Source organism: Neisseria sp. 74A18 (assembly GCF_001308005.1).
Taxonomy (GTDB): Bacteria; Pseudomonadota; Gammaproteobacteria; order Burkholderiales; family Neisseriaceae; genus Neisseria; species Neisseria dumasiana.
In genome coordinates, this window is record NZ_LGZA01000008.1 from 38,675 (window position 1) to 62,299 (window position 23,625).

Here is a 23,625-nt window from a genome sequence, read left to right on the forward strand (position 1 = left end):
TCAATCTTTTTTCAGACGGCCTTACTGTATTTAACGCGATCCGTCGCGCGGCAACTCAATCAACGGCGGAATCGGCGGGTCTTGATAGCTTTCGTCGATTTCAAACCCTTGCGCCCGGGCTTTATCTTCTTCTAATTTCCTAATCATCGCGTAGGTTTGGTATTTCTTTTTTACGGCATCATTAAAAGTAGGCTTACCGAATTCTTCCTGTGCATCCATACGGACTTGATTCCAATAAGCTTCAATCGTTACCATAAGCGCGTATTGACCGTTGCCGTATTTATCGCGGTATTGTTCGTCATTGTCTTTACCCAATCGCAAACTCACCACCACACCGTCTGCATACAAAGTGCCGATATTCGACAAATGAGACAATTGTTTCCACTCGGCCGGAGTAAGCTCAATCGTAGTTGGAATACCGGTAATTGGTTTTACCCTAAAATAACCGTCTTCCATCCCGAAAAAAGCAGCGGCATTTTTACGGTTCATCTGAATTCGGGAATCCACGGGAGAAATCAAATCCCTCCACCCCGCCTGATGCATCTGCTTGACCAAACGGTAAAAGTTTTGTCTGGCTTCTTCATCGCTAATGTTGCTGGTTTTACCTAGATCGGCATAAATGATTAATTTGTGTATGCCCAAAAAAGGTTCCTGATTATATTCATGAGCTGTAACCGAACCCACATAAGGCAACTTGAATGAATACTTACCGTGTTCAAATAAAGCCGTTTTTTCAGGTGCGAACGTAGCCGAGTAACGGGTTAAAGAATACGGTTCTCCCGGAGATTCGTCATCGATATAACCGGTAAAACGGTTGGCAAAATGTTGGGCAGATTCCGGCAGGGTTATCGACACGGTTTCAGGCAGGGTATCTTTTTGGGGTTGTTGCTGCATAGGTTTGCACGCTCCTAATAAAAATATGATAGTCATTATTAATGAAATTAAATATAAAAAATATTTAGGCATGTTCTTTTCCATCTGCTCGTTTGCCATTAGCCAAAATACGCAATTGTTCTTCTAAAAAGATTTTATCTTGTTCTCTTTGCATTAAGTCATGGTATTGTGTGGCTGCATCAGCAATCCATCTCATCCGTTGATTCAAATTCTCCAACACAATCCCTTTCGGCGCAGCGGACAAAAAACGCTCCTGTCCCCGCTTAATCTTACAGCTTGCTACCAAATGCAGTTCATTTTGCGGCATCTCGCGGTAAAGGTCGGGGTGTTTTTTTTCCAAATAACGTGAAACTTCCAGATATTTTTTAAAAACAAAACTGTTATACATGATTTTTTGCAAAATGATTTCTTGCTCGTGGTAGGCTAAAAGCATTAAATGTTCCAGTTTTGCAGCAGCTATATCTTGAGCGCGACTTTTCTTAAGCGCATTATCCAAAGCCTGAAACGATTCTAAGATATACTGCTTTCCGGAATCAGAAAAATCCATTGATTTATTGCCGACGGTTTCCTTAAAACCGTCCACCCTTTCCAAATCTTCCCGCATCACCTCCGGCAACTTCGCATATGCCCTTTCCGCCCTGCACAGTTTGAAGGTTTCTTTATCTTGGGCATAAACATAATGCCAAGGCATCACGTCTAAAAACAGCCAAATATTGCCTTTGCCCAGCATCTTGTCCATTGAGGAGAATACTTCAACCAAAGTCGGAACGGGTAAAGTAACCATATTTACAGAAGTAGGTAATGGAACTTTGGATTTATGTTTCAGCGTGTCTATATGCCGCTTCACTTGTTTTCCGGGATCTTTCACCCACGGATTTTCTAAAGAGCATCCCACCGTTTTACTGGCAAAGGCAGCCAGCCCCATCCAGTAAAACAGGCCAGGGTGTTTTTTCAACAACGGAAACTGTTGAAACTCGCCTGCGCCCAAATACATCTTGGCATATACGGCAGCAATATCGTAAGCACGTTGGGCATAATGGCTTTTAATTTTGTAGCGTCCTTGGCGTTTCACCACCCCTTGAGGGGAAAACCAAACCAGATAAGTTTCTCTTTCTGCGCTTTTCATACGGTTGAGTGCTTCAAACTGTGCCTCAGCCCATGCATTTTGGCATCCGAAACATAATTTTTGCTGCGATTGCGACGTGGTATTTGTTTTATAACATTGCGACATAATCGTTAATCCTCTGCGCTGTGATTTTTATTGCCGACCGATATTTGAAAGAATGCAAACATACCATATACAGTTAAATTACTTAATTTCAATAACAGTTTTGTCATATTCAGGTTTGACCCAAGCATCTCCTAAGATTAGCGGAACTTAATATGCTCGGGACAAGATCGGTTATGACAAACATACTATTTTTTTAAGTTTATTCACTATATTTATTTCCGGTAACGGCTCAAACCCAAATCATCGCTGCGCACTTCGGTAGCTTTGCCGCACACCAAATCGGCGGCGATTTTTGCCGAGCCGAGCGACATCGTCCAGCCCAGCGTGCCATGGCCGGTGTTGGTAAAGAGGTTGCCGAAGCGGGTAGCGCCGACAATCGGCGTGCTGTCGGGTGTCATCGGGCGCAGGCCGCTCCAGAACGTTGCTTTGTTCAAATCGCCGCCGTGCGGATATAAGTCTTTAACCACGAGTTCCAAAGTTTCGCGGCGTTCGGGATTTAAATGAATGGCGTATCCCGACAACTCTGCCATGCCGCCGACGCGGATGCGTTGATCGAAACGGGTAATCGCCACTTTGTAGGTTTCGTCGATAATGGTAGAAACGGGCGCAGCGTCGCTGTCGATGATGGGGATGGTGAGCGAGTAACCTTTAACGGGATAAACTGGCAAATCCAGCCCCAATTCGGTTAATGCGGGGCGGCTGAAGCTGCCGAGTGCGCACACATAGCGGTCGGCTTCGAAACGCTGCCCGCCTGCGTGAACAGCCTTGATGAGGCCGTCTGAATGTTCGATGCGCTCGATGGTGTGGTTAAACTTAAACTCCACGCCTTTTTCGGCGCACATGGCGGCGAGCGTGCGGGTAAAGAGATGGCAGTCGCCGGTGGCGTCGTTCGGCAGATGCAGCGCGCCGGCGATTTTGTGCAGAGCGCCCTTCAAAGCAGGCTCGTATTGCAGACACTCTTCGGCTTTGATCCTTTGGTAAGGCACACCGTATGCTTCGAGCACTTCAATGTCTTTGGCGGCGGCTTCTACTTCGTGCTGGCTGCGGAAAATCTGCAATGTGCCTTTGCTCCGCCCTTCAAAACCGATGCCGGTTTGGGCTTCCAAACGACGGAACATTTCGCGGCTGTATTCTGAAATCCGCACCATGCGCTCTTTATTGATGTGGTAGCTGGCCGCATTACAGTTCGCCAGCATCTGCCGCAGCCATTGCAGTTGAAACAGGCTGCCGTCGGGTTTGAAAATCAGCGGCGAATGCTTTTTAAACAGCCATTTCGCTGCTTTTGCGGGGATGCCCGGCGCCGCCCATGGGGTGGTGTAGCCGTAGGAAAGCTGGCCGGCATTGCCAAAGCTGGTTTCCATGGCCGCTCCTTCCGCCCGGTCGATAACCGTTACTTTGCAGCCTGCTTCCAACAAATACCAAGCCGTGCACACGCCCGCCACGCCTGCGCCCAATACGATAACGTGCATAGTTTTTCTCTTTTCATCCTTTCGGTGCTGACGCAAAACGGCTATAAAGCCGCCGATTTTATCCGTAGAGTATTTTCAAGTCTAAATAATTATTAACAGTTTTATTCACTTTATTTAAGCCGTAAAAAAGATTATTATTATGATAATTTGAATGGATATAGTGAATAATTTGATGAAAGAACTGGATAAAACCGACAGCAAAATTTTAAAAATCCTGCAACAAAACGCCCGCATTCCGATGACGGAATTGGCTGAAAAAGTCGGCCTGTCCACCACGCCCGTAACCGAGCGCGTGCGCCGTTTGGAACGTGAAAACATCATCACCGGCTACCACGCCCACCTCAACCCGCACGCTTTGGGGCAAAGCCTGTTGGTGTTTGTGGAAATCAAACTGCGCTCGAAATCGGGCAATATTTTTGAAGACTTCCGCCGCGAAGTGTCGATGATTCCGCAAATTTTGGAATGCCATTTGGTGTCGGGCGAATACGACTATTTAATCAAAGTGCGCCTGCCCGATATGTCGGCCTACCGCGACATGCTCGGCAATATCCTGCTGCAACTGCCTGCCGCCGCCGAAAGCCGCAGCTATGTGGTGATGGAAGAAGTGAAAGAAGATGTGTTGCTGGCCTTAGATTGAGTTTTCAGACGGCCTCAACCGCATATCCGGTCGCAAACCTGTTCACCCATGCTTACGCCGGATTTTCCAAGACACTTTTCATGTCATGCACCCAATGCCCTACACAAACCGGAGGCCGTCTGAAAAAGTACTTTCAGACGGCCTGACTCATTTCGGCAGCCCTATCCATTCGCAAGCGCAATATCAAGCAAAATCGCCCCACAATACCTGCATGGCCGCAATCGCTGCCAACGAAGCCGTTTCCGTGCGCAATACCCGCGGCCCTAAGGTTATCGAACGAAACCCCGCATCAAAAGCCTGTTGCTCTTCCGCCGCCGTCCAACCGCCTTCGGGGCCGATCATCAGCACCACATGGCGCGGAGGCGGCGCAATATCTTTCAATGCCGAGGCGCGGTTCAGGCTCATCAATAAACGTGTACCGTCGTCGGGCAGCGCGGCCAGCGCATCGCGGTAGTTTTGCAGCGGCAGCACTTGCGGCACGCTGTTTCTGCCGCTTTGTTCGCAAGCCGAAACCACAATATCCTGCCAACGCGCGGCACGCTTGTCGGCACGTTCGCCGCTCAAGCGCACCACACAGCGTTCGCTCAACACAGGCCGTATTTCGGTTACGCCCAATTCCACGCTTTTCTGCAAAGTAAAATCCATGCGCTCGCCGCTTGAAACCGCCTGCACCAGCGTAATCCGCAGCGGAGATTCGTTGTCGGCAGCCTCTTCGCGCAAAATTTCCGCCTCGGCACGACGTTTTTCCAAAATACTCAGTCGGGAGGGATACGCTTTGCCGTTTCCGTTAAATAAAACAATTTCTTCATGAATGCGGGTGCGCAGCACATTTAAATGGCGCACCACATTGTCGGGCAAATCAACGGTTTGGCCGGTGTGCAAAGCAAAAGGGACGTAAAAGCGCGGCATACGGGGTTGGTGTCGTTGGCAGAAAAAAGTTAATATTGTCGTTTTCAGGCCGAAATAGCAAGTATTTAAGGACGATTCATTGTGTTAGACAAACTGCATGTGCTGGTGCGCGAAGTGGCGCGTGCCGAAGTAATGCCCCGCTTTTTAGATGTCAGCATCAGCCGCAAAGCCGACGGCTCGCTGCTCACGGAAGCGGATTTGGCGGCACAGGCGGCATTTGCGGCTAAACTGCCCGAAATCATCGACTGCCCCATGCTCGGCGAAGAAATGACGCCCCGCCGCCAGCAAGAATTATGGCAGTACAACCGCGACGGGCTGTGGGTGGTCGATCCTATCGACGGCACCAACAATTTCATCAACGGCCTGCCCCATTTCGCGCTTTCGTGCGCCTATATCCGCAACGGCCGCGCCCAACTCGGCGTGGTGTACAACCCCGTCAGCGACGAATGTTTTTACGCCGAACACCAAAAAGGCGCTTATCTCAACGGCCGCCCCCTGCCCTTGCGCCATGTTGACAAGCAGCTGCACGAAGCCATTGCAGGTGTGGAAATCAAATACCTGCGTTCCGGCAAGCTCTCCAGCCGCATGAACACGCTCGCGCCGTTCGGCAGCCTGCGCAGCATGGGCAGCAGCACGCTTGATTGGTGTTATCTTGCCGCCGGCCGCTACGATATTTATGTTCACGGCGGTCAAAAATTGTGGGATTACGCTGCCGGTGCGTTAATTTTTGAAGAAGCGGGCGGCAGCTTGGCCACGCTGGAAGGCGATGATTTTTGGAGCGGCGAGCATGTGTTCAAACGATCGGTTATTGCCGGCCTGCAAACGGATTTGTTTGAAAAATGGCTGAAATGGATACGCGAAAACCAATAATCACTTGGAATTTATTTATGCCATTTGCAAACAAACAACACTGAACGTAAAAAATGAAAATAATTGCACAGATTAACCCCATTTAAAGCTAACTGGGTTTAGAATGCAAAGCACTGGCAGCGGTTGCCTTTTCTCCCTTGAGGCGACCCAAGACAGTAAGACGTTTTCCCGCAATGTATTGACCATTCATACTTCTCCCTTGGTATGAATGGTTTTTTTTGCCCGCATTTTGCGTTTTTTATGCCTTATATGGCTTAAAAAAATCAGCGATTCAATCATGCCGATATTCTATTAATATTTTATTTACATAATTATTTTGCGTATTTGATTTATAAACACGGCAAAAAAACAGCCGGTATGCTTTTGCTGCCGGCTGTTCCCAAAACAAACCTAAAAGGCCGTCTGAAAAAATATTTTTCAGACGGCCTTTGGCGTTAACCCGTGTTACGCAATCCCTGTGCCACGCCGTTAATGGTCAGGTGCACCATTTGCAGCAAGTGGGCATTTTCAGGGTCTTGGCGCAGGCGTTTGAGCAAAGCTATCTGCAAGCCGCCCAGTGCGTTGAGGTAGGGAATCCTCAAGGCCAGCGAGCGGGCGAGGCTGCGGTTGTCGCTGAGCAGCTCTTCGGTTTGCAGAATATCCATCAGTGCTTGGCGGCTCTTGAGGTATTCTTGCTTGATCATGGCGAAAATCTCGGCGGCTCGTTCGGGCGACCGGCTCAAACCTGCGTAGTTTTCGGCCAGCGTCAAATCGGTTTTCGCCATCACCTGCTCCATGTTCGACAGCATGGTTTGGAAAAACGGATTGTTTTGTGCATGCTGCTGCAAGTCTTTCAGACGGCCTGAATCGGCTTGGCACAATTCTTCCACCGCGCTGCCGAAGCCGTACCACGCAGGCAGCATCAGGCGGTTTTGCGTCCACGAAAACACCCACGGAATCGCACGCAAATCTTGAATGCGTGCCAATGTTTTGCGGCTGGCTGGGCGGCTGCCCAAGTTGAGGGTGGCAATCTCTTGAATCGGGCTGGTTTGCAGGAAGTAGTCGATAAAGCCGTCGCAGGTAATCAGGGCGCGGTAGTGTTTGAAGGCGCTGTCGGACAATGCCTGCATCAGCGTGCTGTCGGGGTCTTGGTGTTGCGGCAGCAGGCTGGCTTCAAGGGTGGCTGCTACTAAGGTTTCCAAGTTGCGGTGGGCGTTGCCTGCATCGGCATATTTGGCGGTAATCACTTCGCCCTGTTCGGTAATACGGATTTGTCCGCCAACGCTGCCTTCGGGCTGCGCCAATATGGCTTGGTAAGACGGGCCGCCGCCACGGCCGACGCTGCCGCCGCGACCGTGGAACAGGCGCATTCTGATGCCGTGCCGTCTGAAAAGTTCTACCAAGCCTTGTTCGGCCTGATACAAACCCCAAGAGCTGGTTACATAACCGCCGTCTTTATTGCTGTCGGAATAGCCGAGCATGATTTCCTGAATATTGTCGCGGCTGGCGAGCAGATCGCGATACCACGGCAGGTTGAACAGGGTATCCATTACGGCACAGGCGTTTTCGAGTGCTTCGATGGTTTCAAACAGCGGCACGATGTTGATACGGCTCACGGGCTTGCCGTTTTCCAACACCAGCAGGCCGGTTTCCTGTAACAAAACGGCTAAAGCCAACAGGTCGCTGGGCTGTTCGCAGTTGGAAATGATGCTTTGGTTGATGGCTTTTTCGCCCAATTCGTTTTTGACTTTACGCGCTTCGTGAAAAATGGCCAGTTCGTGGCAGGTATGCTCGCTGTAATCTATGTAGGGGCTGTACAAGGGGCGTTGGTTGTGCAGTTCGCGCAGTAGAACATTTTGCTTTTCGGCCTCGGAAAGGCCGGCGTAATCCTCCAAGCCGGCATGACGGAACAGTTCGGCCACCACTTCGGCATGTTTGGCCGCGTGCTGGCGCAAATCGAGCGGCATCATGTAAAAGCCGAACACGGAAGCGGTGCGGATAATGTCGGCCAAACGTGCATCGGCCAGCATGGCACTGCCGTTGTCGCGCAAAGACTGCCGCATGGCGTTCAAGTCGGCAATAAATTCTTCGACATTGCGGTAAGGCTTGCCCAAGCCGAATTTACAGCCCAAAGTCAAACCGATTTCATGCCCGCGTGCAATCAGGCGCGACATAATATAAGCAATGGCGCGGCGGTAGGGTTCTTCTTCGTGGGCAATTTCGGTATCGGGCGACAAAGCCGAAAGTGCCAATACTTCGTCGCTTACGTTCACGCGCCGTATAGAAAGCGGCAAGTCGTGATACAGCTCGGCCAACTGGCGGCGGTAATAATGGAACACCGTATCGGCATGCTGTTTGAACGCATGGCGCAAAGTTTCGGCAGACACGAAAGGATTGCCGTCGCGGTCGCCGCCAATCCAACCGCCGATCTGCAGAATATCGGGAATGCGGATATCGGGATAGGCCGTCTGAAATTCTTTTTCCATGCTGCGGTAGAGTTTCGGCAACGCGTGAAAAAAGCTCAGCGGAAAAATAGATACGCCGTTGTTGATTTCGTTTTTAACGGTTACTTTGAAATGGCGGGTTTCGCTGGTTTGCCATAAAGCCAGCAAGGTCGCATCCACTTCTCTTTGCAACTCTTCCAGCTCTTCCGCACTGTTGCAACGTTCGTAGCGGGGCAAAAGCGTGCGGATGCGGCGGTGAAAGTTTAAGGTGGCCTGACGCTGTACTTCGGTCGGATGTGCTGTCAATACGGCAGCGATGTGGGTTTGGTCGAGCTGCTTTTGCAAGGCTTCGCTGCTGATCTGATGCGCTTTCAGTTTGCGCACCGTATCGGCCACGCTGCCGGAAGCGGCGCTGCTGCCCGCGTGTTCGTGCGCCAAACGGCGGCGTTCGTGATGCACGTCTTCGGCAATATTCAGCATTTGCGAAAACAGCCCGCACGCCAAAATCAGGTTTTGGGTTTGGCGTTCGCTAAGTTTGGGCAGAACTTCTTCGATAATTGCGCTGCTGTCGTCGGACTCGGCCAATTGCTTAACCGTGTTTAAAACGATTTCGGTGGTTTCGTTATGCAGCAGTTTAAACAACGATTGCGTTAAAAACTCCGCATCGGCCGCCAACGGTTCGTCTTTGGGATTACTCAGAATGTCAAGCCGCATGGTGTTTCTCTCTCGATATTTAAAGGTGCGGGAATTTTATAGCAAGGTTCGGAAAGAAACCATAATTGTTAGCAATCCAGTAAAAAGTAACTGGATTAAAAGCATGTTGCCAACCAGCTTAAAATGCCCACTGCATATAAAAATGAGTTAAATGTTTGTCAAAGCTTCTTGCAACCGCTTTTTTCAACACATCGGAACCTTAGTTTTGCCAATGCCCATATTGTTGTTTCATTGAACATATTGATACATCAATATATTGTTCACCATAGTCGGCTTTGTAAAAATCACTTAAAATAGCAGGCATGCCGGCGTGTTTTTTTTCAGACGGCCTCACCGGCACAGGACAACACGCCCGAGATGCGACAGAGCCTGTATTTTTTACCCTCAGCACATTCAGGAAACGATCATGATCGACTTAACCCACTTCAACGAAAACAACGAAGCCCACATGGTGGACATCGGCGAAAAAGCCCCTACCAAACGCGTTGCCAAAGCCAGCGGCTACATCAACATGAGCCGCGAAGCCATCCAGCTGATTGCCAACGGCGCCGCCAACAAAGGCGACGTTTTGGGCATCGCCCGCGTAGCAGGCATACAGGCTTCCAAACAAACCGGCTTTCTGATTCCTTTGTGCCATCCCGTCGCCCTGACCCATGTGCGCATCGACTTCGATGTCGACCTCCAACTTGCCCGCGTTAAAACCACCGTAACCGCCAGCACCGAAGGCAAAACCGGCGTGGAAATGGAAGCTCTTACCGCCGTCAATATTTCCCTGCTCACCATTTACGACATGCTCAAAGCCGTCGATAAAAACATGGTGATTTCACAAATCCACCTCGAAGAAAAATCCGGCGGCAAGAGCGGTAATTTCGTTTTCGACAACAACTTAGAAAACCTCAACTATTAAAACCGATATGGACGACCGCGACCTGCTGCGTTACAGCCGCCACATCCTGCTTGAAGAAATCGGCATCGAAGGCCAGCAAAAACTGCTCGATGCCTCGGCATTGGTGGTCGGCTGTGGCGGCTTGGGCGCGGCGGTTTTGCCTTATCTGGCCGCCGCCGGCGTGGGGCATTTGATAATAGCCGACCACGACACCATCGACAGCACCAACCTCCAACGCCAAATCACCTTCACCGAAGCCGACATCGGTTTAAACAAAGCCGAAGTGATGGCAGGCCGTCTGAAAAACATCAACAGCCGCATCCGTATCAGCGCGTTTAACGAACAGCTCACCGAAGAACGGTTAACAGACTTGATGGCGGGCGTTTCCATTGCAATCGACTGCTGCGACAACTTTACCACCCGTCAAGCCGTAAACAGAGCATCCGTCGCCACCCGCACTCCGTTGGTTTCCGGCGCTGCCGTGCGCTTCGAAGGCCAGCTCGCCGTGTACCGCCCCGACCTGACCGACTCCCCCTGCTATGCCTGCCTGTTTGACGGCAAACACGCCGATGACGGAGCGTGTGCCGTATTCGGCGTATTCTCCCCGCTTGTCGGCATTATCGGCACCGCACAAGCCGCAGAAGCCCTGAAAATTTTAGCCGGCATCGGCAGCCCAAGCCACGGTACGCTTTCTGTTTACGATGCCTTGCGCAGCGAATGGCAACAGTTTGAATTGGCAAAAAATCCGCACTGCCGCGTCTGCGCTTCAAATCAACCATCCCAACAACCTTGAATCCATCAGGCCGTCTGAAAACAACAAAGCCCGGAAATATATTCCGGGCTTTGTTGTTTCACGCTTATACGCCAATATTCGTCGGCCTGAGACCTTTGCAAAACCCCCATCTGCGGCGCATTTCTGCGTTGTGCGCTGCTCGCTCGTTTGCCTATCTATATGATATGTCTGCACTCGCTGTGCTGCTACGCCTTGAACTGCATCCACATCTGGGGGTTTTGCAAAGGTCTCGGCCTATATTATTCCAAAACCACTTCTACACGACGCGCTTCGGCATTATTGCCGCTACCCGTCGCATTTTCGGGCTTACGCAACTCTATTTGCGCTTCGGGCACACCCAAATGTAACAAAGCATCACGCACCGCAAACGCACGTTTTTTAGACAGCTCTTCATTCAGCTTCTTATTGCCCGTTACATCATGAAAGCCTGAAATCACCGCTTTCTTGCCCTCTTTCGCACCGGCAAGCACATCTTTCAAAGCATCGGCAGCATTTGCCGCCAAATCGGCTTTACCCGTAGCAAAATAAAATTTCACTACGCCGTTTTCCACCACCGCTTGAGCACCGTCTGCCACCATTTCAGCCGTGTCGGAAGCAGCCAAAATCTGCTCGGCTACCGAAGTTTGTTCCACAGCAGAAGCCGCAACCGCAACTTCCGGTTCCGAAACCGCTGCCACCGGAGCAACGCCAACCGCAGGGGCCGTCTGAACCGCAGCTGAAGCAGGAACCGCAACCGCCACATCGGAAGCTGCTATTCCGTATCCCGGAGATCCCTCTATTTTACCGTTCTCCCAACCCCAAACGGCATAGAACAAAATAGACAACACAGCCAGCGCAGAAGCACCGCCGGCAACCCACAAACCGATGCGCTGTTCTTTGTGATCATCGTTATCCGACATTTTTATTTTCCTTTGAATAGATGAAATAAGGACGGATTATACTCAAAAATCCGCATCAAGAAAGCACCCAATCCCTACAAAATAAAATTTAACATACAGAATTATCAGCATTTTTATTCATCACGCATACCGATTTACCAATTCATGCCACCTACCCCTACAACCATCGAAACCTACCCAAAACCCGCCCGAAACAGTAAAATGCACACTTTTATATATTTCACCATTATCAGAAGCCCACCATGCTCACCTTCCAACAAATTATCTTCAAATTACAAAACTTTTGGGCCGAACGCGGCTGCACCATCATCCAACCTTTCGACATGGAAGTCGGCGCCGGCACCAGCCATCCCGCCACCTGTCTGCGCGCCCTCGGCCCCGAGCCGTGGTATGCCGCTTATGTCCAACCCAGCCGCCGCCCCAAAGACGGCCGCTACGGCGACAACCCCAACCGCCTGCAACACTACTACCAATTTCAGGTGGCCTTAAAACCCGCCCCCGCCGACATTCAAGAGCAATACCTCGATTCGCTGCGCGAGCTGGGCATCGACCCGAAAGTACACGACATACGTTTTGTAGAAGACGACTGGGAAAACCCCACCCTCGGCGCATGGGGCTTGGGCTGGGAAGTGTGGCTCAACGGAATGGAAGTTACCCAATTTACCTATTTCCAACAAGTCGGCGGCATCGACTGCACACCTGTTTTGGGCGAAATCACCTACGGCATCGAACGCCTCGCCATGTATCTGCAAGGCGTAGAAAACGTATATGACTTGGTATGGTCGAAAACCCCCGACGGCCAAACCGTTACCTACGGCGACGTGTACCACCAAAACGAAGAGGAACAATCCACCTATAACTTTGAATATTCCGATGCCGAATGGCTGTTGAAGCAATTTAACGACTACGAAGCCCAAGCCAAACGCCTGCTGGAAGTAGAAGACACTTCACTCGCCCTGCCCGCTTACGAACTGGTGCTCAAAGCCGGCCACACCTTCAACCTGCTCGATGCGCGCGGCGCCATTTCCGTTACCGAACGCGCCACCTATATCGGCCGCATCCGCACCTTAAGCCGGATTGTGGCGCAGAAGTTTGTCGAGAGCCGGGAGAAATTGGGTTTTCCGTTGATTAAGGAGCTTTAGAAATGATCTATGATCTTAACTTAGTTAATGCAGGCCCAAGTGAGTCTTTATCCCTAAAATTTGGAGAGCGAATTAACATCTTTACAGGTGATAATGGATTGGGTAAGAGTTTTTTATTAGATATTATTTGGTGGTCACTTACTAGAACATGGCCTCATGAACTTAATACTTATTTAGATAATGGACACATTGCAAAACCGTTTAACAACAATAAAGAATCCACCATTTCTTTTCTTATCAAAGGCAGTACTACAGGGAAGAAAAAGGAGTATACAAGCAAATACAACCCTAAAGAAGAAGAGTGGATTGGAAGACCCGGAAGGCCAGTCAATCCAGGATTAGTTATTTATATAATGGCAGATGGCAGTATTGCCCTATGGGATCCATTAAGAAATTATTGGAAACAAAGCTCCAATATTGACACACCAAACAAAATACCTGCTTACATCTTTACCCAAAAAGAAATATGGAACGGAAAACAAAATAATGCGCTAAATTACTACTTCACAGGATTGCTTGCTGACTGGGCAATATGGCAAAAGGGAAAATCACATGAATTTGAAAAATTACAAAATGTACTCGACGTACTTTCAACTCCTAACGAGCCTTTAAAAATTGGCAACCTCGGAAGAATTAGCTTAGAAGATGAAAGATCTATTCCAAGTATTACCATGCCTTATGGCAAAGATGTTTTATTGCCACATGTTTCATCAGGCATCAAGAAAATTATTACCCTTGCTTATTTTTTAGTATATGCATGGCAAAAACATTTAGAAAATGCAAATTTATTAAACGAGAAGCCTACTAATCAAATTACCTTTATTATTGATGAAATAGAGGCACACCTTCATCCTAAATGGCAACGATACATCGCCCCTTCCATTTTAAAAATCATGGAAAGCCTAAATGAGAGAGCTAATATACAGTTATTTACTGCAACACACTCCCCTTTAATAATGTCCTCATTAGAGCCATATTTTGATGAAACAAAAGATCAATGGTTTGACTTAGACCTAAAAAAAGGAAAGGTCACTCTAGAAAATCGGCTTTTTGAAAAAAAAGGAAGCTCCGATAGCTGGCTATTAAGTGAAGCTTTTGATTTAACCAGCAGCAGAGCCCCTGACTTCCAAAAACTCATAGATGAAGCCAGTAAAATAACCGCGACAAACGAAAAACCATCCAAAGAATATATAGATGAAATTTATAAGAAACTAACAGAATCATTAGACCCAAAGGATCCTTTTTTAACAAGATGGAGATATATCTGCGAGAAAAAAGGATGGATAACTCTATGATGTATATCAAAAAAAAGCCTAAAGAACCTAGCTATTTCGCAAAGGAAGTTAGAGAAAAAGGGGAAAAATGGCAGAAAGAAAACCCTGGTTACCAATATAAAAAATTACCTTCTTATTGGACCAAATGTATTCCTGATTTACATAAAGACCACAAGGGCATTTGTGCCTATTATTGCTTTTATATCGACCTACCAAGCGGCACCTGCACTATAGATCATTTCCACCCAAAATCTAATCCAAATTATCAAAATATGGTGTATGACTGGAGTAATTATCGCTTTGCTTGCTTAAGCGCAAATAGAAATAAAAATGTACACGAAGATATATTAGATCCATTTCTGATTACAACATCTGGAACATTCATATTAAATTTGGTAAATGGTGAAATTGGTATAAATTATAACTCTTATCCAAAATTAAAGATGCTAGCTGAAAATACAATTAAACGACTAAAACTAGATGATCCAAATCTTAGCCAAAAACGTGCCGATGATTTTTTAGCCTACATTGAAAGAAAGATATCTGAAAAATATCTGAAAGAAAAAAGCCCCTTTGTATGGAGTGAGGCTAAACGACAAAATTTAATATAAGGTTAATATCAATGACCCAAACCCTGTTAATCGAACTCCTCACCGAAGAGCTACCCCCCAAAGCCCTCAACAACTTGGGCAACAGCCTTGCCGCTTCCATTGTAGAAGGCTTGGAAAAAGCGCAATTAATCGAAGGTGTTGCCCAATACACCGCCTATGCCTCACCCCGCCGCCTTGCCGTGCAGGTTAAAAACGTCAAAGCCGTTCAAGCCGACCAAGAAGTGGTAAAAAAAGGCCCGGCGGTCGCCAATGCCGTGAAAGACGGCCTGCCCACCAAAGCGCTGGAAGGCTTTGCCCGCTCTTGCGGTGCCGATATTGCCGACTTAAAAATCGTTCACGACGGCAAGCAAGACGTTTACGCATACGAATTTACCCAACAAGGCAAAAGCCTGCCTGAATTGCTGGAAGACATTCTCGCCCAAGCCGTGAAAAAACTGCCGATTCCTAAAGTGATGCGTTGGGGCAGCAGCACGCACACCTTCGTGCGCCCCGTTCACGGTTTAATCGTGATGCACGGCGCAGATACCGTTACCGCTTCCGTATTGGGATTGGAAAGCCAACGTCAAACTTCGGGGCACCGTTTCCTTTCAGACGGCCTGTTCGACATTACCCACGCCGACCGCTACGCCGAGCAAATGCGCGAACAAGGCAAAGTGATTGCATCGTTTGCCGAACGCAAAGCCGCCATTCAAGCAGCCTTAAACCAACAGGCAGGCCGTCTGAACGCCACGGTTGCCGCCGACGAAGCCCTGCTCGACGAAGTCACCGCGCTGGTAGAATGGCCGGTGGTATTGGAGGCCGGTTTTGAAGAACACTTCCTCGCCGTGCCGCAGGAATGCCTGATTCTCACCATGCAGCAAAACCAAAAATACTTCCCGCTGCTCGATCAAAACGGCAAGCTGATGAACCGCTTCCTGCTGGTTTCCAACCTGCAAACCGAAGACCCGAGCCACATCATCCACGGCAACGAACGCGTATTGCGAGCCCGCCTGTCTGACGCCGAATTTTTCTACAAACAAGACCAAAAAGCCACGCTCGAAAGCCGTCTGCCCAAACTGGCCAACGTGGTTTATCACAACAAAATCGGTTCGCAAGCCGAACGCATCGAGCGTTTGCAAAGCCTGGCCGCGCACATTGCCGCACAACTGGGAGCCGACAAAGCCACGGCAGAACGCGCCGCCCGCTTGGCCAAAGCCGACCTCGTTACCGAAATGGTCGGCGAATTCCCCGAACTGCAAGGCACCATGGGCAAATACTACGCCCAACTTGACGGCGAAAGCCCGGAAATTGCCGATGCCGTCGAACAACATTACCAACCCCGCTTTGCCGGCGACAAGCTACCTGAAAGCCCGATTGCCACCGCCGTCGCCTTGGCCGACAAACTGGAAACCCTGGTCGGCATTTGGGGCATCGGCCTGATTCCTACCGGCGACAAAGACCCCTATGCCCTGCGCCGCTCCGCACTTGGCGTGTTGCGCATGTTGATGCAACACGATTTGGACATCAACGATCTGCTTCAGACGGCCTACAACAGCTTCCCGCAAGGCAAACTCGCCGACAACACCGTTGCCGAAGTTGCCGACTTCATGCAGGCGCGCTTGGCCGTGTTGCTGCAAAACGATTACCCGCAAGACATCGTTGCAGCCGTATTAGCCAAAAAACCGAGCCGTTTAAACGACTTGGCTGCCAAACTGCAAGCCGTAGCCGCGTTCAAACAACTGCCCGAAGCAGCCGCCCTTGCCGCCGCTAACAAGCGCGTACAAAACCTGTTGAAAAAAGCCGATGCCGAATTAGGCGCAGTAAACGAAAGCCTGTTGCAGCAAAACGAAGAACAAGCCCTGTTTGCCGCTGCGAAAGATTTGCAGCCAAAAATCGAAGCCGCCTTGGCTGCCCAAGATTTTCAGACGGCCTTATCCGCTTTGGCTTCGGTGAAGCCGCAAGTGGATGCCTTCTTCGACAATGTAATGGTAATGGCCGACGATGCCGCGGTAAAACAAAACCGCCTCAACCTTCTGAATCAATTGGCGGATCTGATGAACGCCGTGGCCGATATTGCTCTATTAAGCGAGTAAATCGACCATAAAACGTATATTGAAAAGCCGTCTGAAAATCTATTTCAGACGGCTTTTTTGTAATTAGCGCAGTCAACCAACTTAAGAAAAAGCATAAACCTTGCTCCAAGCTGAATCATTTAAACGGCTTACCCGGTGTTTTCAAAACCAAACAGCCTGACGATTCAACCAATATCCGTCAGGCTGTTATTGATTAACCACAAAATATACTCTAAATATTAAGAGCGTTTTTGCAGCATCCAAGATTCAATTTTGCGCGCATCGTTCACACGGCTGAGAGATGAAGGCGCATTCAACAAAACAATGGTTACCGGTTGGTTCTGAACTTTCGCCTTCACAACCATAGAGCGGCCTGCCTCGCGGATATAACCGGTTTTTTGAAGCTCAATATTCCAACCGCCTTCACGAACCAAAGCATTGCTGTTTTTATAGCTTTGCTGCCCCCGGTTGGTATAAACCGCACGATAATTTGAAACACTGTCGCGGCGGATAACGGGATACTTGCTTGCCGCCTGTACCATTTTGCTCAAATCGTTCGCAGTTGAAACATTACGGAAGTCCAAACCGGTCGGTTCGTAGAAACGGGTGTTGCTCATACCCAAGCTTTGCGCTTTACGGTTCATGGCATCCACGAAAGCGGGCATACCGCCCGGATAACTTCTGCCGAGTGCATGAGTGGCACGGTTTTCACTGCTCATCAAACTCAAATGAAGCAGTTCGCCGCGGGTTAAAGTAGTGCCTATTGCCAAGCGGCTGCCGGTGCCTTTCAAACGGTCGATTTCCGCAGCGGTAATGGTAATCGGCTCATTCATATTCTGATTGGCATCAAGCACAACCATGGCAGACATCAATTTTGAAATCGAGGCAATCGGCATCACGCGGTTGGGGTTCTTCTGAAAAAGCACCTCGCCTGTTTTATTGTTGACGATTAAAGCAGATTGCGAAGACAGTAAAGGACCTGCGTAAGCAGCCTGCGCTTCTAACTGATCTTCGATTTTCATTGTGGCGAATGCGCCCAACGGATCGCTTTCAACCGGAAAATTCTGCTCTAAAAATTGCCCTAACACGTCTAAATCATCGGCTGCTGCAGGCAGGCTGAAAGCTGCCAAACCGATACTCAAACAAGCGGCGGCAATTTTTTTGCTGATATTCATCATCGGCATTTTTCATCTTCCGTGTGTATTTAAAATAAAACCATCGCGCCGTCTCCTTCCTGCTTTTCAGGCTTATGACAACACGGTTTACCTGTATTCATTAAATTATTGATTAAAACCGGCTTTGCTGTAAAGTCGAAAAATATATTTTCTTCTACTTAAACCATATTTTACCTTATAAAACTATCTAATAAGCATACCAATATGCTCATTTTTGCCGAAAAGACCAAATAAAAAGTAACCATATTTACTTTCAATAAAGTTAAAATATTGTTGCACAAACCGTACATGTTGAAAAATTCTTGATTTTTCATCACCCGATACTTTTTCTTTTTCCAAAAGCCGCCACGGTAAATCTTCATTGTGCTTAAGAGCCTTTTAAGCTTCTATATGAATACTCATCTACTTAGTTTGATAAACAAGCAGATACTTATTATACTTACCAGTTGAACTTAACCAGCTCCTCATCCATTCTTAAAAAATAATTCTCCAAAGAAAACTAAAATATGTCAGACGAAAAACGTTTCTGCTCGTTTTGCGGCAAACCCGAGCATGAGGTCAAAAACCTGATTGAAGGCGAAAAAGCTTTAATCTGCAATGAATGCGTAGAAACTTGCGGCATTATGCTTCAAAGCCAGCATAAAGATTCCGACAACATCTCTGTTGAAAATGCTCCACAAGACCGATTACCGACTCCGGCCGAAATCGTTGCCAATCTCAACGATCACGTTATCGGACAAGAGCAAGCCAAAAAGGCTTTGGCTGTTGCGGTTTATAACCACTACAAACGCTTGCGCCATCCCAAAAGCAGCGATAATGTAGAATTATCAAAGAGTAATATCCTGCTTATCGGCCCGACGGGCTCCGGAAAAACCCTGCTCGCCCAATCACTGGCACGAAAACTCGACGTACCTTTCGTAATGGCCGATGCCACCACGCTCACAGAGGCAGGCTATGTGGGCGAAGACGTGGAACAGATTATTACGAAATTATTGGGCAAATGTGATTTCGATGTCGAAAAAGCACAGTGCGGTATTGTGTATATCGATGAAATCGACAAAATCTCCCGCAAAAGTGACAACCCTTCGATAACCCGTGACGTATCGGGAGAAGGTGTGCAACAAGCATTGCTGAAACTGATTGAGGGAACGGTTGCCTCCGTTCCTCCCCAAGGCGGGCGCAAACATCCCAATCAAGAATTTATCAATGTGGATACCACCAACATTTTGTTTATCTGCGGCGGTGCGTTTGCCGGTTTGGAAAAAGTTATCCGCCAACGCACGGAAAAAGGCGGAATCGGTTTTGGTGCCGCCGTCAGCAGCAAAGATGAAAACGCTGATATTACGGCTTTATTTGAAACCGTAGAGCCTGAAGACTTAATTAAATTCGGTTTGATTCCCGAACTTATCGGCCGCCTGCCTGTTATCGCCACTCTGGCCGAGCTTGATGAAGATGCATTAATCAATATTCTGACCGAACCGAAAAACGCACTAATCAAACAATACCAAGCGTTGTTTGCGATGGAAGGTGTGGAGTTGGAAGTTTTGCCTTCCGCATTACGCAGCATTGCCAAGCAAGCGATGGAACGCAAAACCGGCGCACGCGGCCTTCGTTCCATCGTAGAACGCTGCCTGCTGGAAACCATGTACATATTGCCCGGTTTGAAAGAAGTGAAAAAAGTTGTGGTCAATGAAAACGTGATTGAAAAAGGCAGCAAACCTAAATTGTTGCTTTCAGACGGCCAAGAATATCAAGAAACCGAAAACAATAAGAAACCGGCTGCGTAACAAAAACTTGTGTGCAAAGTCCCGTGTTGTCCATATTGGAATATGGGCAACACGGGACTTTTATTGACAATATCGAACAAGATTAACTGCATCCACCATTTACGGCTTTTGCCAAAATCGGTTACACAAAACGAAAGCCGTCTGAATTTAATTTATCCAGTCCGCCAGCCAAAGCCTGCCGCGCAACCCCCAATAACTGCTCAAGCCTGTGGTGCTGTGTACCATCTTGCCGTTTTTAATCAAAACGATCGTAGGTGTTACCGACACCTGCCACTCCGCTGAAAGTGCGCCGTCTGCATCGTTTACCGTATCAAAGCTCATGCCGTTGTTACGCATATAATCGCGCACTTCATTCTCCGCTCCGGAACGCAAAGCAACACCTAATACCGGTATACCTGCTTGATGTACGCGCTGTATAACCGGAGAGGTATGACGGCAGATTCCGCACCAACTCCCCCAAAAATAAACTATCGCCGTGCGCTCGCTACTCATCCCACTCAAACTGGTTTTGTGTCCGTCGAGCAGAATAAGCGGCTGTTCGGCAAATTCAAGGGGCTGCTCAGGCTTTCGCCACCAGTCAACCGCAACAGACACCAACAAAACCATCAAGGCCGTCTGAAAAATATTTTTCACCCAACTCTTTGTTTTGGTTTCCATTGCTTTAATCCTTATCCCCTTTTATCAAAAAGGGCTGAATGCAAGATAACACCTCATCTAAAATGCGGTTATTGTCTGCATGGCCTTGAGCCCACCAGCGTAATTCTAAAGTAGCAGAGCCATCAGAAAGCTCAATTACTGCAATTTGAGGATCCGAAATATCATGACCGCACTGCTCCAAGACGGCTGAAATCACTTGATTTTTAACAGCATCTATATCTAATTGTGCCGATACATTAAAAGTTGTGCTTTGACGGTATCTGCCGCTACTGGTATTAACCGTTACCGGTGATGTAAATAATTGCGCATTCGGTATCACAATACGGCGGCCATCATAAGTACGCAAGGTAGTAGCTCGGATTTCTATATTTTCTACCGTACCTTCAAATGAGCCGGACACAATCCTATCCCCTATCCTAAACGGCTCACTGAGCAGCAACAGAATACCTGAAAGTAAATTTTGAAAAATATCTTTGAATGCGAAACCTATCGCAACCGAGCCGATACCCAACGCACTAATCAACTGGGCAGGCGTAAAATCGGGAATAGCAATCATCATTGAAGCCAAAAATCCGGCAAATATAATTAAGGCTCCTCCGATACGCTGCAAAACCAGCAAAAGATTCATGCGGTTACTCAAACGGCCGGCAAGCAGTTTGGCAGTCAGCCGCTTAAACAGCTTGGATAAAAAATAAAACAGAATAAATACCAACAGCGCCAATACCAAATAAGGAACCCGCAACCAAAATGCCTGAACCATCGCATTTATACTGCCGGTCATGGTTTCATAATGACTAAGGCTTTGGCTGATGCCGTTATTTATCTTTTCAAATGTATTCATTGTTATTCCATGGTTTATTTACTTAAGGCCGTCTGAAAACAATTATAAATGCTCCGAACTTACCAAATGTTTTAAGAGGGGCCATATGTTTAATCAATTTAACTTTTATTGTGTATTGTGGGATTGGGATGCATCATCTGAAAGACTTTTTTGCGGTCTTCTCCCCAAACGCAGTAACGAAATCTGTGATCGAATATCTGTTGTCTTATATTGGAAGCCTGCCGATTGTCTGCTCACAACCACATGCGATATTCGATTGGGCGATGATGATTCATCACAAAAAAATGTATGGAATCATAAACAAGAAGTCGAAATTCTTAGATTGAATTTCGACTTCTTATCCCGAGTACATTTCTTTTTAAACTTTTTCACTTGTTTGGAAGCAAATAGACAACAGAAACAGGCAATATAGTTATTTACTTTCCGCCGATTTTTTCACAATCTCCATCAGTCGCATAGCGCTCGGCAGCAGCTGCATTATCGCACTTATAAGCGTCTCCGGCACTATTCATCCAAACAGCCTTTGTATAACCGCTGCTTGCTTGAGGCTTGGCCACCAGATGATAAACAAGACTATTACTCTCAGGCACATACACTTGAATATCATATTTCTTCTTTACTTCCGCTTCTTTGTGAAGACCTTCTACAAACAGTCTGAGCTGGCTTTCATCCCTATAACTCGACGGCTGTTTAACCCGCTCCGTTTTAATATGGTTATTGATATTTACCAATTCGTTATGTGCCTGAGCCAAATGGCCACGTTCTATGTAGTGCATATAAGAAGGCAGAGCGATAGTGGCTAAAATACCGATTACTGCAATGGTTATCAGCATTTCAATCAAAGTAAACCCTTTTGGTTGGAAAGACATGTTTCTGCTCCCCCCTTACCCTGCAGTCACATAGGACTGTAAAACCACTACCGTATTTTTATTTTTTCCCCACGCTTTGGCGGTAACACGATAGATAACCATGCCGTCATCTTGGGTGCTGATATATTCGATAATATAACGCGGTGATTCACTTGCTCCCATGTTCGCCAATGTTCCGCCGTTAGTATCTATTAAAAGTTTAGCTTTGCCGCCTACATTGCGCCGTTCCCAAGCTTCAACCGTTGAAGTACCGGGTTCTACGATAATATCTCCGAAAGTACCGGGAGAACTACCTGCGGCACGGCATTTCGCATCCGTACAATTATCCGTGAATTTCACGATACCATCGAAGGCTGCAATTTTACTTTCTCCTTCCCTTAATGCCGCTTCGGCTAAAGCTGCTGCAAATTTTCTATCGGCATCATTAGTACTGATGCGCTGTTCAGTATTGTACGATTGTGTCACACTCACCACAAAAAATGCCACTACAATCATCACCATCAACACGATAAACAACGAAAACCCTTGTTGTGCTGATTTATTGATGTGTTTTAAAGTGTACGGTTTGCGCATGAGTTCCCCCCCCTCACTGAAGCGTTAATGGTATAAATTTGATTTTGATCCTGAGCTCCCCCGCTTAAATTAATTTGTATGAGCGCAGGCATTCTCGTCAAATTAGGAGAATATTCGAATCTTTCAAACTTGGTTTTATCTTTCGGCAATATTTCTTCGGGGCAATTGTTCACATAGGTATATCTGAAATTTGCTCCGGTAACATCTTTAATCAGCAGTTGCGGGCTACTCCAATCATTTCCACTCAATTGAAAACGGAACAATCCCGATTGACCATTAATACTGCCGGTTACATAAGCATTTACCGTGTAATTCATCACCATAATTTCACTTAACTGCAAATCCGAAACACCTAATGTGGTTTTCAGCGCACTTTCATCGGAAGGTATAGTATCGTTTGCAGGACGCACCAAGGTATTGCAACTGCTGAAAATCAAAGGCTGGTTATTTGAAACACCTCTGTCTATACTGCCTATACGTCCCGATCCAGAACCGTACATAAATATCAATGCATCAGACGATGCCGAAAAACCGGCCGGCCTGAAGTTAGATTGGGCTATTGTACGAACAGGCATTAGATTGGACGGATTGTTCTCCAATTTAAACGCTTCCGAACCGGATGTAGAAGTGTTGCGATCATGAATAACCTTACCGTCTTTTTCACCAATCAGGCTGAAACAGCCAAAACCACCTGCCATACGGGCATCCCGCACAACCATATTGGCGGCATTACGCAAATCCTGTTGAAATTTAAGACGGGTATCAGCCGCCGTGTTCAAAGTGCGCGCAGTAAAATAACCGGTACTGACTGCAACCAATACCAACAGGCTCAATATGCTGGCTACGGCAAATTCAATCAAACTGAAACCTTGCTGACTATGTTTGCCCGCAATGTGTGAAGAAGATAAGTGCATTTTCAT

Annotated in this window: 21 protein-coding genes and 1 pseudogene; 10 read left to right on the forward strand and 12 right to left on the reverse strand. The window is 47.7% G+C overall.

Annotated features, from left to right (window positions below; all coding sequences use genetic code 11):
• Positions 1 to 30: 30 nt before the first annotated feature.
• The 3 genes from AKG43_RS04250 to AKG43_RS04260 all read right to left on the reverse strand — a co-directional run bounded on the left by AKG43_RS04250 (position 31) and on the right by AKG43_RS04260 (position 3,594).
• Positions 31 to 894 (reverse strand): hypothetical protein, encoded by an 864-nt coding sequence (locus tag AKG43_RS04250; protein ID WP_231718103.1) that lies wholly within the window; start codon positions 892 to 894, stop codon positions 31 to 33.
• A gap of 64 nt (positions 895 to 958) precedes the next feature.
• Positions 959 to 2,125 (reverse strand): hypothetical protein, encoded by a 1,167-nt coding sequence (locus AKG43_RS04255; protein ID WP_054599333.1) that lies wholly within the window; start codon positions 2,123 to 2,125, stop codon positions 959 to 961.
• Between the two features lie 212 nt (positions 2,126 to 2,337).
• On the reverse strand, positions 2,338 to 3,594 hold the full coding sequence (locus AKG43_RS04260) for a D-amino acid dehydrogenase (protein ID WP_054599334.1): 1,257 nt from the start codon (positions 3,592 to 3,594) through the stop codon (positions 2,338 to 2,340).
• Between the two features lie 172 nt (positions 3,595 to 3,766).
• Here AKG43_RS04260 and AKG43_RS04265 point away from each other — a divergent pair, with 172 nt between their 5' ends.
• Positions 3,767 to 4,231, forward strand: a complete 465-nt coding sequence (locus AKG43_RS04265) for an Lrp/AsnC ligand binding domain-containing protein (protein WP_082402971.1) — start codon at positions 3,767 to 3,769, stop codon at positions 4,229 to 4,231.
• Between the two features lie 183 nt (positions 4,232 to 4,414).
• Here the strand turns inward: AKG43_RS04265 and AKG43_RS04270 are convergent, their stop codons facing one another.
• On the reverse strand, positions 4,415 to 5,140 hold the full coding sequence (locus tag AKG43_RS04270; RefSeq protein WP_054599336.1) for a 16S rRNA (uracil(1498)-N(3))-methyltransferase: 726 nt from the start codon (positions 5,138 to 5,140) through the stop codon (positions 4,415 to 4,417).
• A gap of 132 nt (positions 5,141 to 5,272) precedes the next feature.
• Between AKG43_RS04270 and AKG43_RS04275 the strand changes: the two genes are divergently transcribed.
• Positions 5,273 to 6,010, forward strand: a complete 738-nt coding sequence (locus tag AKG43_RS04275) for an inositol monophosphatase family protein (RefSeq protein ID WP_369799565.1) — start codon at positions 5,273 to 5,275, stop codon at positions 6,008 to 6,010.
• Between the two features lie 434 nt (positions 6,011 to 6,444).
• Here AKG43_RS04275 and ppc read toward each other — a convergent pair whose 3' ends face one another.
• Complete coding sequence (gene ppc, locus AKG43_RS04280; RefSeq protein ID WP_054599338.1) at positions 6,445 to 9,147, reverse strand: phosphoenolpyruvate carboxylase; 2,703 nt, start codon at positions 9,145 to 9,147, stop codon at positions 6,445 to 6,447.
• A 406-nt stretch (positions 9,148 to 9,553) separates the two neighbouring features.
• On the opposite strand from ppc, the gene moaC reads away from it, so the two are divergent.
• The 3 genes and pseudogenes from moaC to AKG43_RS13180 form a co-directional block, all read left to right on the forward strand.
• The gene (moaC, locus tag AKG43_RS04285; RefSeq protein ID WP_054599339.1) at positions 9,554 to 10,054 is read left to right on the forward strand and encodes a cyclic pyranopterin monophosphate synthase MoaC; all 501 of its coding nucleotides are present in this window, start codon (positions 9,554 to 9,556) and stop codon (positions 10,052 to 10,054) included.
• A 7-nt stretch (positions 10,055 to 10,061) separates the two neighbouring features.
• On the forward strand, positions 10,062 to 10,826 hold the full coding sequence (locus tag AKG43_RS04290; protein ID WP_054599340.1) for a HesA/MoeB/ThiF family protein: 765 nt from the start codon (positions 10,062 to 10,064) through the stop codon (positions 10,824 to 10,826).
• A 50-nt stretch (positions 10,827 to 10,876) separates the two neighbouring features.
• A pseudogene (locus tag AKG43_RS13180) lies at positions 10,877 to 11,062 on the forward strand (signal peptidase); the annotation flags it as partial.
• A gap of 3 nt (positions 11,063 to 11,065) precedes the next feature.
• Here AKG43_RS13180 and AKG43_RS04295 read toward each other — a convergent pair.
• The gene (locus tag AKG43_RS04295; RefSeq protein WP_054599341.1) at positions 11,066 to 11,725 is read right to left on the reverse strand and encodes an OmpA family protein; all 660 of its coding nucleotides are present in this window, start codon (positions 11,723 to 11,725) and stop codon (positions 11,066 to 11,068) included.
• Positions 11,726 to 11,967: 242 nt separating this feature from the next.
• On the opposite strand from AKG43_RS04295, the gene glyQ reads away from it, so the two are divergent.
• The 4 genes from glyQ to glyS are packed head-to-tail and all read left to right on the forward strand — an operon-like array spanning position 11,968 to position 16,824.
• The gene (glyQ, locus tag AKG43_RS04300; RefSeq protein WP_054599342.1) at positions 11,968 to 12,867 is read left to right on the forward strand and encodes a glycine--tRNA ligase subunit alpha; all 900 of its coding nucleotides are present in this window, start codon (positions 11,968 to 11,970) and stop codon (positions 12,865 to 12,867) included.
• Between the two features lie 2 nt (positions 12,868 to 12,869).
• Entirely contained in the window at positions 12,870 to 14,162 is a 1,293-nt protein-coding gene (locus AKG43_RS04305) for an AAA family ATPase (RefSeq protein WP_054599343.1), read from the forward strand.
• Complete coding sequence (locus AKG43_RS04310) at positions 14,159 to 14,752, forward strand: hypothetical protein (protein WP_054599344.1); 594 nt, start codon at positions 14,159 to 14,161, stop codon at positions 14,750 to 14,752. Before AKG43_RS04305 ends, AKG43_RS04310 begins: the two co-directional genes overlap by 4 nt.
• An 11-nt stretch (positions 14,753 to 14,763) precedes the next feature.
• Complete coding sequence (glyS, locus tag AKG43_RS04315) at positions 14,764 to 16,824, forward strand: glycine--tRNA ligase subunit beta (protein ID WP_054599345.1); 2,061 nt, start codon at positions 14,764 to 14,766, stop codon at positions 16,822 to 16,824.
• A gap of 218 nt (positions 16,825 to 17,042) precedes the next feature.
• Here the strand turns inward: glyS and AKG43_RS04320 are convergent, their stop codons facing one another.
• Positions 17,043 to 17,981, reverse strand: coding sequence for a serine hydrolase (locus AKG43_RS04320; RefSeq protein ID WP_369799566.1), 939 nt, complete (start codon positions 17,979 to 17,981; stop codon positions 17,043 to 17,045).
• A 503-nt stretch (positions 17,982 to 18,484) separates the two neighbouring features.
• Here AKG43_RS04320 and clpX point away from each other — a divergent pair.
• The gene (clpX, locus tag AKG43_RS04330; protein WP_054599348.1) at positions 18,485 to 19,765 is read left to right on the forward strand and encodes an ATP-dependent Clp protease ATP-binding subunit ClpX; all 1,281 of its coding nucleotides are present in this window, start codon (positions 18,485 to 18,487) and stop codon (positions 19,763 to 19,765) included.
• A gap of 147 nt (positions 19,766 to 19,912) precedes the next feature.
• On the opposite strand, the gene AKG43_RS04335 is transcribed toward clpX, so the two are convergent.
• The 5 genes from AKG43_RS04335 to AKG43_RS12160 all read right to left on the reverse strand — a co-directional run bounded on the left by AKG43_RS04335 (position 19,913) and on the right by AKG43_RS12160 (position 23,625).
• Positions 19,913 to 20,422, reverse strand: a complete 510-nt coding sequence (locus AKG43_RS04335; RefSeq protein ID WP_054599349.1) for a protein disulfide oxidoreductase — start codon at positions 20,420 to 20,422, stop codon at positions 19,913 to 19,915.
• A gap of 4 nt (positions 20,423 to 20,426) precedes the next feature.
• Positions 20,427 to 21,263, reverse strand: a complete 837-nt coding sequence (locus tag AKG43_RS04340) for a mechanosensitive ion channel family protein (RefSeq protein WP_082402969.1) — start codon at positions 21,261 to 21,263, stop codon at positions 20,427 to 20,429.
• 416 nt (positions 21,264 to 21,679) lie between these two features.
• Positions 21,680 to 22,132, reverse strand: a complete 453-nt coding sequence (locus AKG43_RS04345) for a PilX family type IV pilin (RefSeq protein ID WP_054599351.1) — start codon at positions 22,130 to 22,132, stop codon at positions 21,680 to 21,682.
• A gap of 15 nt (positions 22,133 to 22,147) precedes the next feature.
• Positions 22,148 to 22,705 carry a PilX N-terminal domain-containing pilus assembly protein gene (locus AKG43_RS04350; protein ID WP_054599352.1) on the reverse strand — a complete coding sequence of 186 codons (558 nt, stop codon included), beginning with the start codon at positions 22,703 to 22,705 and terminating at the stop codon, positions 22,148 to 22,150.
• Positions 22,684 to 23,625, reverse strand: a complete 942-nt coding sequence (locus tag AKG43_RS12160; RefSeq protein WP_231718104.1) for a PilW family protein — start codon at positions 23,623 to 23,625, stop codon at positions 22,684 to 22,686. Before AKG43_RS12160 ends, AKG43_RS04350 begins: the two co-directional genes overlap by 22 nt.

What these genes read in the sequence shown, in the direction of transcription:
- AKG43_RS04250 (WP_231718103.1), bottom strand. Translation starts at nt 894, where the DNA reads ATGCAGCAACAACCCCAAAAAGATACCCTGCCTGAAACCGTGTCGATA.
- AKG43_RS04255 (WP_054599333.1), bottom strand. Translation starts at nt 2,125, where the DNA reads ATGTCGCAATGTTATAAAACAAATACCACGTCGCAATCGCAGCAAAAA.
- AKG43_RS04260 (WP_054599334.1), bottom strand. Translation starts at nt 3,594, where the DNA reads ATGCACGTTATCGTATTGGGCGCAGGCGTGGCGGGCGTGTGCACGGCT.
- AKG43_RS04265 (WP_082402971.1), top strand. Translation starts at nt 3,767, where the DNA reads ATGAAAGAACTGGATAAAACCGACAGCAAAATTTTAAAAATCCTGCAA.
- AKG43_RS04270 (WP_054599336.1), bottom strand. Translation starts at nt 5,140, where the DNA reads ATGCCGCGCTTTTACGTCCCTTTTGCTTTGCACACCGGCCAAACCGTT.
- AKG43_RS04275 (WP_369799565.1), top strand. Translation starts at nt 5,273, where the DNA reads ATGCCCCGCTTTTTAGATGTCAGCATCAGCCGCAAAGCCGACGGCTCG.
- ppc (WP_054599338.1), bottom strand. Translation starts at nt 9,147, where the DNA reads ATGCGGCTTGACATTCTGAGTAATCCCAAAGACGAACCGTTGGCGGCC.
- moaC (WP_054599339.1), top strand. Translation starts at nt 9,554, where the DNA reads ATGATCGACTTAACCCACTTCAACGAAAACAACGAAGCCCACATGGTG.
- AKG43_RS04290 (WP_054599340.1), top strand. Translation starts at nt 10,062, where the DNA reads ATGGACGACCGCGACCTGCTGCGTTACAGCCGCCACATCCTGCTTGAA.
- AKG43_RS04295 (WP_054599341.1), bottom strand. Translation starts at nt 11,725, where the DNA reads ATGTCGGATAACGATGATCACAAAGAACAGCGCATCGGTTTGTGGGTT.
- glyQ (WP_054599342.1), top strand. Translation starts at nt 11,968, where the DNA reads ATGCTCACCTTCCAACAAATTATCTTCAAATTACAAAACTTTTGGGCC.
- AKG43_RS04305 (WP_054599343.1), top strand. Translation starts at nt 12,870, where the DNA reads ATGATCTATGATCTTAACTTAGTTAATGCAGGCCCAAGTGAGTCTTTA.
- AKG43_RS04310 (WP_054599344.1), top strand. Translation starts at nt 14,159, where the DNA reads ATGATGTATATCAAAAAAAAGCCTAAAGAACCTAGCTATTTCGCAAAG.
- glyS (WP_054599345.1), top strand. Translation starts at nt 14,764, where the DNA reads ATGACCCAAACCCTGTTAATCGAACTCCTCACCGAAGAGCTACCCCCC.
- AKG43_RS04320 (WP_369799566.1), bottom strand. Translation starts at nt 17,981, where the DNA reads ATGATGAATATCAGCAAAAAAATTGCCGCCGCTTGTTTGAGTATCGGT.
- clpX (WP_054599348.1), top strand. Translation starts at nt 18,485, where the DNA reads ATGTCAGACGAAAAACGTTTCTGCTCGTTTTGCGGCAAACCCGAGCAT.
- AKG43_RS04335 (WP_054599349.1), bottom strand. Translation starts at nt 20,422, where the DNA reads ATGGAAACCAAAACAAAGAGTTGGGTGAAAAATATTTTTCAGACGGCC.
- AKG43_RS04340 (WP_082402969.1), bottom strand. Translation starts at nt 21,263, where the DNA reads ATGAATACATTTGAAAAGATAAATAACGGCATCAGCCAAAGCCTTAGT.
- AKG43_RS04345 (WP_054599351.1), bottom strand. Translation starts at nt 22,132, where the DNA reads ATGTCTTTCCAACCAAAAGGGTTTACTTTGATTGAAATGCTGATAACC.
- AKG43_RS04350 (WP_054599352.1), bottom strand. Translation starts at nt 22,705, where the DNA reads ATGCGCAAACCGTACACTTTAAAACACATCAATAAATCAGCACAACAA.
- AKG43_RS12160 (WP_231718104.1), bottom strand. Translation starts at nt 23,625, where the DNA reads ATGAAAATGCACTTATCTTCTTCACACATTGCGGGCAAACATAGTCAG.